This window comes from Gordonia otitidis, assembly GCF_020735545.1.
Classification (GTDB): Bacteria; Actinomycetota; Actinomycetes; order Mycobacteriales; family Mycobacteriaceae; genus Gordonia; species Gordonia otitidis.
This window is the reverse complement of record NZ_CP085974.1, coordinates 3,572,581-3,584,381: the sequence shown is the minus strand read 5'-3', so window position 1 is coordinate 3,584,381 and position 11,801 is coordinate 3,572,581. Positions and strand designations below refer to the sequence as shown.

The following is an 11,801-nucleotide window of genomic DNA, read 5'->3' as shown; positions in this document are numbered from 1 at the left end:
CTCATCATTTCGGCAACTTCGGCTTGATCTGCGTGTCGTAGATCTGCTGGATCTGCTTGTCCATGTCGGCCATCGTGGCGTTGACGTCCGCGTTCTGCAGACCGATCTTCTCGTAGCCGGTGCCGATGATCTTGTCACCGCCTGGGACGAAGACGCGGGCGTAGTTCTGGGGTTTGGTGTGCGCCAACTGATCGATCGCGGTCTTGAAGTTCGGGTTCTTGTCGAGGAAGGCGACCATCGACGGGTCGCTCAGCGCCGACTTGCGCACGGGCATGTATCCGACGTTCTGCGAGAAGTACGCGGTATTGGCGGTGTCGGTGATGAAGTTGATGAACTTCAGCGCGTTGACCTTGCGCGCATCGGAGATACGCGCCGGGATGGCAAGTCCCGCACCACCCGTCGGGCAGCCGACTGTACCGTTCGGCGCAGGCAGGAAAGCCGTGCCGAAACCGAATTTCGCGTTCTTCGTGATCCCCGACAGGTCACCGGTCGACGCGACGGTCGATGCGATGATCCCGGCACTGAAATCACCTGCGATGTCGTTGGAGATCTTCGCGTACCGCTTGGTGTTGATGGACCGGCTCAGATAGTTCGCGGCCTCGACTGTCGCGGGATCGGTGAACTTCAGATCCCACTCGTCGGAGTAGGCGCCACCGAATGTCCAGGTGGGCCCCTGGAACGTCCAGCCGAGGTAATCGACAGCGTTCCCCCAGCCGTGCGCCTGCTTGCCACCACCGACCACGCTCTGGATGCGCGGGCCCCAGTCGTCGAACTCCTGCCAACTCTCCGGCCCGCGCGCAGGCAGGCCGGCCTGCTTCCAGACGTCGGCGTTGTAGTAGAACAACGGCGTCGACCTCGCATACGGAAGCGCCCACGTCTTGTTGTTCCACTTGTAGTCGCCCACAAGCGAATCCACGTAGTCGGATGTGTCGACGCCCGCCTTGCCGAACAGGTCGTCGAGCGGTGCGATCGCACCGATCAGCGCGAAGTTGAACCACCAGACGTCGGACAGGATCATGATGTCGGGCAGCGAGCCACCCGAGAGTGCGGCGTTGAACTTCTGCGCGGCCTCCTCGTAGTTCTTCCCGGCGTCGACGAGCTGGACCTTGATTCCCGGGTTGGCTTTCTCGAAACGAGAGATCAACTCGCGCTCGACATCCCCGGACTTGCCCGGGTGATTCGACCAGAAGGTCAGGTTGTTCGCATCACCTCCGTCGGACCCCTCGGAACTGCCGGAACCCGCACAGGCCGACACGGCGAGCCCCGCCGCCAACGTCACACCTGCCGCGAGAAATCCGCGGCGCGACAACTCGGTCATACGTTCACTCCTGTTCCCCACTGTTGAGCGTTCCCATTTCTTGGTCGGATGTTGTCGATGCCGTTGCCGACAGGCGCGGTCACCCCTTCACCGCCCCGGACGTCAGGCCCTTGATCATGTGTCGCTGCAGCGCGAGGAAGACGATCAGCATGGGCAGCATCGCCAGCACCGTCGCGGCCATCACAGGTCCCCAATTGGTCAATCCGTCGTTGTTCTGCAGCTGTGTCAATCCGACGGGCAGTGTCGCGACCGAGTAGTCGTCGGCCATCAGGAACGGCCAGAGGTATTCGTTCCACTCGTTGACCAGCGTGATGAGTGCGAAGGCCACCATCGTCGGGATCGACAACGGCAACACCACGCGTGTCAACAACCTGACGTGACCGGCCCCGTCCATGCGCGCGGCTTCGATGATCTCCGGCGGTATGGACAGAAAGTGGTTGCGCATCAGGAACGTTCCGAATGCGACACCGGCCAGTGGCAGGATGATGCCGGTGAATGTGTTCCGTAGCCCCAGTTGTGCGATGAAGGCGTAGTTCGTGATCGACGTGATCTGGTTCGGCACCATGAGCGCGGCGATGATCACGATGAACACGACGTTCTTGAACGGAAACCGAAGAAAGACAAGACCGTACGCACTCAGCACGCCGAGCGCGAACTTCACGATCCCCAGGATCGACGTCACGATCAACGAGTTGCGCATGAAGTCCCAGAACGGGACCGACGTGGTCGCCTCACGATAGTTCTCCGGATGCCACTGTGAAGGCCACCAGACCGCCGGTTGGACGTAGATCTCGGAGCGATCCTTGAAGGACGCCAACAGGATCCATACGAGTGGCAGCGCCACGAGGAGCACCACGACGATCATCGCCAGGTAGCCGAATACGGTGGCCAGACGTTGTCTGCGCGCCACCGCTGCTGCCGCCCGCCCGTGGCCGTCGGTCCTGTGTCCGCCAGCGGTGTCGTCGGATGTCGCGGTGTCTTTCAACGCCAGGTCGCTCATCTCTCGGCCCGATCCATCACCCGGACCTGGGCGACCGTCACAACGAGCAGGACCACGAACATGATCGTCGCGACCGTTGCACCGTAGCCGGCGCGAAAGTTGCGGAACGTCTCCTCGTAGACCTGGTAGACCATCGTCGTGGTGCCGTTGCCGAGGGGCCCGCCGCGGGTCATGACGTTGATGATGTCGAACACCTGTAATGAGTTGAGCAACACGGTGATCGACAGGAAGAACGTGGTCGGCCGCAACTGTGGGAGCAGAACTCTGCGGAAATAGGTCCACCGGCCGGCTCCGTCGATCGCCGCAGCCTCGTCGAGGTCGACACGCTTACCCTGCAGCGCAGCGAGATAGATGACGAACGCATAACCGAGGTTCTTCCACACGTACGTCACCGTGATCATGAACAGTGCCCAGTGCGGTTGCTGGTAGAAGTCCGGCGCCGATCCGAGGTGCAGTCGATGCATCAGATCGTTGATCAGACCGAAGTTCGGGTCGAACACGAACTGAAATGCGATGCCGACCGCCGCACCGGATAGCACGAACGGTGCAAACACGATGGACCGCACAAGATTTCGACCGCGTAGTCTGCGATCGAGGAGCAACGCCAACGCGAGACCGAGGGCCATGCTGCCCGCGACGGCCACCACCGTGAAGATCACCGTGTTCGCGACGATGGTTGCCGTGTCGGAGCGCGTGAACCATTCGCGGTAGTTGGAGATCCCGATGAAGTCGGCCCCGGGCGACGAGATGTTCCAGTCGTAGAACGACATTCGGATGTTCTCGATGAGCGGCCGGTACGTGAAGACACCGAGTAGCACGAGGTTCGGCGCGACGAGCACGATGAAGAGTGCGTAGCTGCGCCACGACCGGGCGCGCGACGACGGAAGCACCCGCTCGTTGGCTGAAGACACTCGGGCAGTATTCAGGCCCGAACTTACGGATGGCGAACGAGCTGGTGGATCACCGTCGGCCAGAAGGTGTCACATGGACGACGCCACATGAATGGCGCGTGAACGCGTCTCAGGAAGGACGCTGCGTCAGGATTCGGGGACCATCGGCGGTGACTGCCACCGTGTGTTCCCAATGCGCTGCACGCGAGCCGTCGTCGGTGACGACGGTCCAGTGGTCGGGAAGCTCCGTGGTGTCGGTGGTACCCAGCGTGAGCATGGGCTCGATCGCGAGCGTCGAACCGATCACCAGGAGCGGGCCGTGGCCTGGGTCGCCCTCGTTGGGCAGGAACGGATCGAGATGCATCTCGCGGCCGATTCCGTGGCCGCCGTAACCGTCGACGATCCCGAAGCTGCGCCCGAAGGTCTGCTCCGCCTTGCGCGTTCCGGCCTCGATGGCGTGCGAGATATCGGTCAGTCGCGCACCGTCGACCATGGCGGCGATTCCTGCTTCCATCGACAGACGCGTGGCTTCCGACAGGTCGTGGTCGGCTGGTGACAACTCCCCGACACCGAATGTCCAGGCGGAATCGCCATGCCAACCGTCGAGAATGGCGCCGCAGTCGATCGACACGAGATCGCCTTCGGCAAGCACCACACTGCTCGACGGGATGCCGTGCACCACAACGTCGTTGACAGAGCTGCAGATCGACCCGGGAAACCCGTGATAGCCCTTGAACGACGGCACCGCACCCGCATCGCGGATCACTGACTCTGCGACGGCGTCGAGGTCGAGAGTGCTCACACCGACCTTCGCGGCGTCGCGAACCGCGACGAGCGCGCTTCCCACGATGGCTCCCGCCGCAGCCATGGCATCGAGCTCGCCAGGACTGCGGAACGGGACCTGCTTGGTCTTACGGAGCCTCATCGACGGTCGGAGTTCAGGAGACTTTGACGCCCAGCGCGTTCAACACGCGCTGATGGACCTCGTCGACCTCGCCAACGGCGTCGACGGTCTTGACCTGGTCGCCGTAGTACTCGAGGAGAGGTGCGGTCTCCTTCTCGTAGACCGCCATGCGATTACGGATCACATCCTCGGTGTCGTCGGCGCGACCACGTGCGAGCATGCGCTCGACGACGACGTCGGGATCGACGACGAAGGAGACGACGGCGTCGAGTCGCGTGTCGAGGTCGGCGAGGATCGAGTTGAGGGCCTCGGCCTGCTCGATCGAGCGGGGAAAGCCGTCGAGGATGAAACCTTTCGACGCGTCGGGTTCGTTCAGCCGCGCACGAACCATGTCGACCGTGATCTCCGGCGGCACCAGATCGCCTGCGTCGAGGTACTTCTTGGCTTCGATGCCGATGGCAGTGCCCTGCGAGATGTTCGCGCGGAACAGGTCACCGGTCGAGATGTGCGGGATGCCGAGAGTCTCCGACAACAGCTCTGCCTGGGTTCCCTTGCCAGCACCGGGGGGGCCGAGAAATACAAGTCTCACTTCAAGAATCCTTCGTACTTACGTTGCATCAATTGACTGTTGACCTGCTTCACCGTGTCCAGACCCACGCCGACCATGATCAACACGGCCGTGCCCCCAAATGGCAGGTTCTGCACTCCCCCGCTGTTACCGATCTCGAGGAAGAGGTTGGGCAGTACAGCGATGATACCCAGATAGATCGAACCCGGGAGTGTGATGCGGCTCAGCACGTAGCCGAGGTAATCGGCTGTCGGCTGTCCCGGTCGGATACCCGGGATGAACCCTCCGTACTTCTTCATGTCGTCGGCACGCTCTTCTGGGTTGAAGGTCACCGCGACGTAGAAGTATGTGAAGAAGATGATCATCAGGAAGTAGACGAGGATGTACACCCAGCTACTCGGGTCTGCGAGATACCGCGAGACCCACGATTGCCACCCCGACTCCGTGCCGTCGGCGCTCTTGGTGAGCTGCACGATCAACTGCGGCAGATACAGCAACGACGACGCGAAGATGACAGGGATGACGCCGGCCTGGTTGACCTTCAGTGGCAGATAGGTCGACGACCCGCCGTACATCTTCCGGCCGACCATGCGTTTGGCGTACTGCACCGGGATTCGACGCTGCCCCTGCTCGATGAAGACCACGCCGGCGATGATGATCAACGCTGCGAGACACACCAGACCGAAGACCAGACCACCACGGCTGGTGAGGATCGCACGTCCTTCGGCCGGGATACGGGCGGCGATACCCGAGAAGATCAACAGCGACATGCCGTTGCCGATGCCGCGTTCGGTGATCAGCTCACCGAACCACATGACGAGGCAGGCGCCCGCTGTCATGACCAGAACGATGATCGACAGTCCGAAGATCGACTGGTCGGTGAGAACGTTGCCGCACTCCTGCGGAAGCAGGGTGCCGCGGTCGGCGAGTGCGACGATGCCGGTCGACTGGAGCAGCGCGAGCGCGACGGTGAGGTAGCGCGTGTACTGCGTCATCTTGGCCTGACCGGACTGGCCCTCCTTGCGGAGTTGCTCGAACCGGGGGATGACCACCGTGAGGAGCTGCACGATGATGCTCGCCGTGATGTAGGGCATGATGCCGATCGCGAACACCGAGAGCTGGAGAAGCGCTCCACCGGAGAACAGGTTGATCAGCGAGTAGACCTGATTGCCGCCACCACTGTTGATCCGATCGATGCACGCGTGCACGGTCTTGTAGTCGACGCCCGGCGACGGAACCGTCGCGCCCAGGCGATACAGCACGATGATGCCGATGACGAAGAGGATCTTCTTCCTCAGATCGGGCGTCCGAAAGGCCGCGACGAGGGGGGAAAGCACTAACTCCTCCTAGGAACGACCACGCTCGGGTTGTTCGGGGGTCCGGACGGACCCCACCCCCACGTGCTCGGCAATCGACGTTGATCGGTGGTTGCGGCTGCGATAGTTCCGGTTGCGCGGCAACGTCAGAAACTCTACCGGCTGCCATGACCGGCCCTTCTGCGGGACCGCACCACCTCGAGTTGTCGCGGCCGCGCGTGGTACCGGGCGGGTGCATCGACGTGCACGTACTCCCGTGAACCGACACACGGCCGAGATGGCACCACAGCGGACGGCAGAGCCGTGCTGCCGTCCGCTGTGGTCAGAAAACGAACTCTTACAGTTCGGTGGTGCTGCCACCTGCAGCGGCGATCTTTTCCTTGGCCGACGCCGTGAACTTGTTCGCGGTCACGTTGACCGCGACGCTCAGCTCGCCGTCGCCGAGGACCTTGACCAGCTGGTTCTTACGGACCGCACCGGCAGCGACGAGCTCGTCGACGCCGATCGTGCCGCCCTGCGGGAACAGCTTGGCGATGTCGCCCACGTTGACGACCTGGTACTCGACCCGGTTGGGGTTGGTGAAGCCCTTGAGCTTCGGGAGCCGCATGTGGATCGGCATCTGGCCGCCCTCGAAGCCGGCAGGCACGTTCTTGCGCGCCTTGGTGCCCTTGGTGCCGCGACCGGCGGTCTTACCCTTGGACCCCTCACCGCGACCCAGGCGGGTCTTCTCGGTCTTCGCGCCCGGAGCGGGGCGAAGGTGATGGAGTTTGATGGTCATTGCTCTTAAACCTCTTCGACTGTCACGAGGTGTGCAACCACGTTGATCAAACCGCGGTTGATCGGGGTGTCCTCGCGGGTGACGGTCTGGCGGATGCCCCTGAGTCCGAGGGTCCGCAGGCTGTCACGCTGGTTCTTCTTGGTACCGATGGTGCCCTTGACCTGGGTGATCTTCAGTTCGGCCATGGCTATCAGACTCCCTGTCCCGCGCGCGCCCGGAGCATGCCGGCCGGCGCCACATCTTCGATCGGCAGACCGCGACGTGCGGCGACCTCTTCAGGACGCTGCAGCATCTTCAGTGCGGCGACGGTCGCGTGGACCACGTTGATCGCGTTGTCGGAGCCGAGGCTCTTCGCGAGCACGTCGTGCACGCCTGCGCACTCGAGAACGGCACGCACCGCGCCACCGGCGATCACACCGGTACCGGGGCTTGCCGGGCGCAGCATCACGACGCCGGCTGCGGCCTCACCCTGAACCGGGTGGGTCACGGTGCCTGCGATCAGCGGAACGCGGAAGAAGTTCTTGCGAGCCTCTTCGACGCCCTTCTGGATCGCGGCCGGAACCTCCTTGGCCTTGCCGTAGCCGACACCGACCATGCCCTGGCCGTCGCCGACGACCACGAGAGCGGTGAAGGAGAACCGACGTCCACCCTTGACCACCTTGGAGACGCGGTTGATGGTGACGACGCGCTCGAGCTGGTTGCGCTCCTGGTCGCGATCGCGTCCGCGGTCGTTACGACGATCGCGGCCACCGCGGCGGTCGTTGCCGCCCTGGTTGTTGTTGTTGTCGTTTCCGGCGGGTCCGTTTCCGCCGTCACGCTGACGTCCGGGCATCAGAGGTTCCCTCCGGTCATGTTGGTCGTGCTGTTGTTGCTGGTCATCATCAGAACTGCAGGCCTCCCTCGCGGGCGGCGTCGGCGAGCGCGGCGATCCGGCCGTGGTAGTCCTTGCCACCACGGTCGAACACGACGGCCTCGACACCGGCGGCCTTGGCGCGAGCGGCGATCAGTTCGCCGACGCGACGAGCCTGTGCCGACTTGTCTCCGCCGGATGCACGCACGTCTGCCTCGATGGTCGACGCAGCGGCGAGGGTCTTGCCCGCCAGGTCGTCGATCAGCTGCACGTGGATGTGACGGCTGCTGCGCTTGACAGCCAGACGCGGACGCTCAGGCGTGCCGTTGACCTTCTTGCGCAGGCGGAAGTGACGATTGCCGGTCGCGGTGCGACGACGGGTCGAGACGTCCTTGCCGAGGGGCTTGCGGACAGTTTTGGTTGCTGTATCACTCATGGCTTACTTACCCGTCTTTCCGACCTTGCGACGGATCTGCTCACCCTCGTAGCGAATGCCCTTGCCCTTGTACGGGTCAGGACGACGCAGGCGGCGGATGTTCGCCGAGATCTGGCCGACTTGCTGCTTGTCGATACCCGACACCGAGAACTTGGTGGGCGACTCGACGGCAAAGGTGATGCCCTCGGGAGCCTCGATCGGCACGGGGTGGCTGTAACCGAGCGCGAACTCGAGATCGCGACCCTTGGCGGCGACGCGGTAGCCGACACCGAAGATCTCCATCTTCGTGGTGTAGCCCTGCGTGACACCGGTGACCAGGTTGGCGACCAGCGAGCGGTTCAGACCGTGCAGTGCACGGTTACGACGCTCGTCGTTGGGGCGGGTCACCACGATGGTGTTGTCTTCCTGCGCCACCTCGATGGGGCTGGTGACAACGTGGCTCAGCTCGCCCTTGGGGCCCTTCACGGACACGGTCTGACCATCGATGGAGACGGTGACGCCCGCGGGGATCTCGATCGGGTTCTTACCGATACGCGACATTGTGTGTACCTCCCCTTACCAGACGTAGGCGAGGACTTCGCCGCCCACGCCCTGGTTGGCTGCCTGGCGATCGGTGAGCAGACCGGACGACGTGGAGATGATGGCCACGCCGAGGCCGCCCAGGACCTTGGGCAGGTTGGTGGACTTTGCGTACACCCGCAGACCCGGCTTGGACACGCGGCGAAGGCCGGCGATGCTGCGCTCACGGGAGGGGCCGTACTTGAGGGAAACGACGAGGTTCTTGCCGACCTCCGCATCTTCGGTGCGGTAATCGGTGATGTAGCCCTCGCGCTTCAAGATCTCGGCGATGTTCACCTTGAGCTTCGACGATGGGAGGGTCACCTCGTCGTGGAACGCCGAATTGGCGTTACGCAGACGTGTCAAGAAGTCTGCGATCGGGTCAGTCATGGTCATGGTTGACCGTCAACCTTTCTCGTAGCGGTTCCCATACAGCGCCTTTCGCGGGATTTCTCCCGTGACCTGCGGTGGGCCTTCCACGAAGTGGATAGTTGTTAAGGTTCTCGCCGCCGATGCCCTTGGTTTTTCGCCGGCACCGGCGACTATTCAGTTGTGGCCGTGAACCCCGCGTGTGCACGCATTCTTGCGACTGCGGGCACACCAAGGCGCACAGGCAACCGTTCTAGTGTAGAGAGTCTGCTGGCCAGACCCAAATCGATGCCGTCGACGCCGCCATGGTCGGCCGCATTCGCGCCGAACTCACTCCGCGCGGTGCGGACGACACGTCATCGCGACGAGAGCAATCCCCGCGATCACAGCGGCCGCGAGCATCGCCCAAACCGCACCGTCGGCACCACCCACCGAGGCCAGTACCGCGCCGAGCGCGGCAACCCCGAAGGCGCCACCGAGCTGTCGGGATGCGCTGAACAAGCCACCCGAGGCGCCTGCCGCTCCGGCGGGTGCGCCGGACACGACGAGACCGGTCATCGGGACGATCACCATCGGCAACGCCATTCCCGCGAGCAGCATCGCGCAGATCAGCACCCACAGGGATGCGTCGACGAAGATCGCAGCGGCGATGGCTGCCGAACCCGCGACCGCCGCGATCTGCCCGAGAACTGCGGGCAACTGCGGGCCACGCGCTGCGACGACGCGACCCGCGAGGGGGCCGAGGACGGCGGGACCGAGCGTGTATCCGATGAGGACGAGCCCCGCCCCGAGCGGCGACAGCCCACGCGTGTCTATGAGATATAGACTGGTGATGAACAGGGTCGACGCCATCACCACCTGAATCGTGAAGCCGTACACCGTTCCCCGCAGGATCGAGGGGATGCGCAGCAGGCGCATGGGGATCGCGGGGGCGGCACTGCGTCGATCCGACCAATACAGCGCGACGACCGCGCAGGTCATCGGGATCAGTGCCCACGCTGCGATCAACGACCGCTCCCCTGCCTCGACGATGACGATGACGACGAGCGCGAAGAACACCACAGCGAGCGCCTGCCCGCGGACATCGAGTCTTTCACCGCGGCCCCGGACGTCCGGATCGGGCGGAAAGAATCGGCTCCAGGCCAGTGCGATGAGTCCGACCGGCAGATTGATCAGAAAGATCCACCGCCACCCTCCCGCAGCGATGAGGATCCCTCCGATGGCGGGACCTGCGGCGAAACCGCAGCCTGTGACGAGGGCGTAGAGGCCGATCGCGCGATGTCGGTCGGCGGGTTCGGGATTCATCCTCCCGATGAGGGCGAGTGTCGTCCCCGGGATGAGCGCGGCCGCAGCGCCCTGCAAGGCGCGCAGGACGATGAGGAAGGTCAGCGTCGGAGCGAGTGCGCACATCACCGACGTCAGCACGAAGAGAAGAACACCCGCCCGGTAGGTGCGCAGCGCGCCGTACCGATCGGCCACCGCACCCGAACCGAGCAACAGAGCGCCGAACGTGACCAGATAGGCGCTGACCGCCCACTGTTGTCCCGCGAGGCTTCCACCCAGCGAATCCGCGATGTCCGGCAGCGCGACGTTGAGGACCGACGAGTCGACCAGCACGAGCAGGTAGCCGAGCGACACACCGACGTTGCCAGTGGTGCTGGCGCGCACCACGGCAGCTGGGTCCCGGCTCGATCTGACGGGGAACCGATTGATCAGCGACACGGGATCAGCTTGCTGCTGTCGCCCGATGCCGATCGACCGGAATAGTTGCGGACGGTGTTCGGTTCTTTCGAACACCGTCCGATCCGTTGCCGCAGGTCCTAGCCAGGAGCTCAAGTATGGAAATCCGACACCTCCGTACCTTCCTCGCGGTTGCCGAGCATCGCACCGTCCTCGGCGCGGCCTCCGCACTCGACCTGGCACCGTCGTCGGTGTCACAGCAGATCAGGGTCCTCGAGCGGGATCTCGGAGTGGAGCTCTTCACCCGGTCGCCGACCGGTATGCGCCTCACCGAGCCGGGCCTCGTGCTCGCGGCGGAGGGCCCCGAGCATCTCGCCCGGTGGTCGCGCCTGCGCCGTTCGGTCTCCACGGCTGCCGCTGCCGCCCCACTGCGCATAGCGAGCACTGAGCACATGGTCGCCACCCAGATACCTGGAGTCCTCCGGGAATTTCGCGCCCGTGTCCCCCAGCGCACCGTTGTGGTGGACACACTCTCCGACCCGACGAGCGTCGTCGAAGCGGTGGCTTCCGGCGATTCCGACGTCGGACTCGTCCTCGACATGCACGACGACGAGGCGGACCGTTGGCTGCTCCCCGCGACACAGCGCGCAGATGTGTCCTACGCCGACATCGTCCCGGTCACCACAGCGGTCGCGATGTCGGCCGACCACCGACTCGCCGGACACGACCGGCTGACCATCGGCGATCTGATCGGCGAGCACGTCCTGGGCGGTCCACGCCGCTGTGCGACACACCTCGGCGTCGAGGACCTCCTGCATGAACCGATGGAACCGATGCCCAGCCTTGTGGTCGCGATGAGTTGGGCCGCGAATGGACTAGGCGTGGTGATGGCGCCCAAGTTCACCATTGGGGGTTCATCGAGCATCGACCGTCTCGCCGCGGTGGATCTCGACATCACGTCACACACCTCGTGGATCCGCATGGTGTGGGCGACGGAGCGTCAGGCGATCGGCGACTTCCGGGATCTGTTGTATGCCACCAGCACCGGGGTGACCGGCGATGTCGGCGCACCGGAGCTCGGGGGTGTTCGCCGGGGTGATATACAAGCGGCGTCCTGACGCTTCCACCGTCCGC

The 11,801-nt window shown here is 64.1% G+C and carries 14 protein-coding genes; 1 reads left to right on the top strand and 13 read right to left on the bottom strand.

The window, feature by feature from the left end; all coding sequences use genetic code 11:
- Window positions 1-4: 4 nt before the first annotated feature.
- The 13 genes from LK459_RS16305 to LK459_RS16245 form a co-directional block, all read right to left on the bottom strand.
- On the bottom strand, window positions 5-1,318 hold the full coding sequence (locus LK459_RS16305) for an ABC transporter substrate-binding protein (protein WP_227919584.1): 1,314 nt from the start codon (window positions 1,316-1,318) through the stop codon (window positions 5-7).
- Between the two features lie 79 nt (window positions 1,319-1,397).
- The gene (locus LK459_RS16300) at window positions 1,398-2,318 is read right to left on the bottom strand and encodes a carbohydrate ABC transporter permease (RefSeq protein ID WP_407648602.1); all 921 of its coding nucleotides are present in this window, start codon (window positions 2,316-2,318) and stop codon (window positions 1,398-1,400) included.
- Window positions 2,315-3,229: a carbohydrate ABC transporter permease gene (locus LK459_RS16295; RefSeq protein WP_227919583.1), complete on the bottom strand. Its 915-nt coding sequence runs from the start codon at window positions 3,227-3,229 to the stop codon at window positions 2,315-2,317. Before LK459_RS16295 ends, LK459_RS16300 begins: the two co-directional genes overlap by 4 nt.
- A gap of 109 nt (window positions 3,230-3,338) precedes the next feature.
- Complete coding sequence (gene map, locus LK459_RS16290; protein WP_227919582.1) at window positions 3,339-4,133, bottom strand: type I methionyl aminopeptidase; 795 nt, start codon at window positions 4,131-4,133, stop codon at window positions 3,339-3,341.
- A gap of 13 nt (window positions 4,134-4,146) precedes the next feature.
- Entirely contained in the window at window positions 4,147-4,701 is a 555-nt protein-coding gene (locus LK459_RS16285; RefSeq protein ID WP_007237887.1) for an adenylate kinase, read from the bottom strand.
- Window positions 4,698-6,017: a preprotein translocase subunit SecY gene (gene secY / locus LK459_RS16280; RefSeq protein ID WP_007237888.1), complete on the bottom strand. Its 1,320-nt coding sequence runs from the start codon at window positions 6,015-6,017 to the stop codon at window positions 4,698-4,700. Before secY ends, LK459_RS16285 begins: the two co-directional genes overlap by 4 nt.
- A gap of 316 nt (window positions 6,018-6,333) precedes the next feature.
- The gene (rplO, locus tag LK459_RS16275) at window positions 6,334-6,774 is read right to left on the bottom strand and encodes a 50S ribosomal protein L15 (RefSeq protein ID WP_227919580.1); all 441 of its coding nucleotides are present in this window, start codon (window positions 6,772-6,774) and stop codon (window positions 6,334-6,336) included.
- Between the two features lie 5 nt (window positions 6,775-6,779).
- On the bottom strand, window positions 6,780-6,959 hold the full coding sequence (gene rpmD, locus LK459_RS16270) for a 50S ribosomal protein L30 (RefSeq protein WP_007237890.1): 180 nt from the start codon (window positions 6,957-6,959) through the stop codon (window positions 6,780-6,782).
- Window positions 6,960-6,964: 5 nt separating this feature from the next.
- Complete coding sequence (gene rpsE, locus LK459_RS16265; protein WP_005170418.1) at window positions 6,965-7,606, bottom strand: 30S ribosomal protein S5; 642 nt, start codon at window positions 7,604-7,606, stop codon at window positions 6,965-6,967.
- 49 nt (window positions 7,607-7,655) lie between these two features.
- Entirely contained in the window at window positions 7,656-8,060 is a 405-nt protein-coding gene (gene rplR / locus LK459_RS16260; RefSeq protein ID WP_005170415.1) for a 50S ribosomal protein L18, read from the bottom strand.
- A gap of 3 nt (window positions 8,061-8,063) precedes the next feature.
- Complete coding sequence (gene rplF, locus LK459_RS16255; RefSeq protein WP_005170413.1) at window positions 8,064-8,600, bottom strand: 50S ribosomal protein L6; 537 nt, start codon at window positions 8,598-8,600, stop codon at window positions 8,064-8,066.
- 15 nt (window positions 8,601-8,615) lie between these two features.
- A complete protein-coding gene (gene rpsH / locus LK459_RS16250; protein ID WP_005170410.1) occupies window positions 8,616-9,014 on the bottom strand; it encodes a 30S ribosomal protein S8 in 399 nt (132 codons plus the stop codon).
- 303 nt (window positions 9,015-9,317) lie between these two features.
- Entirely contained in the window at window positions 9,318-10,709 is a 1,392-nt protein-coding gene (locus LK459_RS16245; RefSeq protein ID WP_227919578.1) for an MFS transporter, read from the bottom strand.
- A 116-nt stretch (window positions 10,710-10,825) separates the two neighbouring features.
- On the opposite strand from LK459_RS16245, the gene LK459_RS16240 reads away from it, so the two are divergent.
- Window positions 10,826-11,785 (top strand): LysR family transcriptional regulator, encoded by a 960-nt coding sequence (locus LK459_RS16240; protein ID WP_227919576.1) that lies wholly within the window; start codon window positions 10,826-10,828, stop codon window positions 11,783-11,785.
- Window positions 11,786-11,801 lie beyond the last annotated feature (16 nt).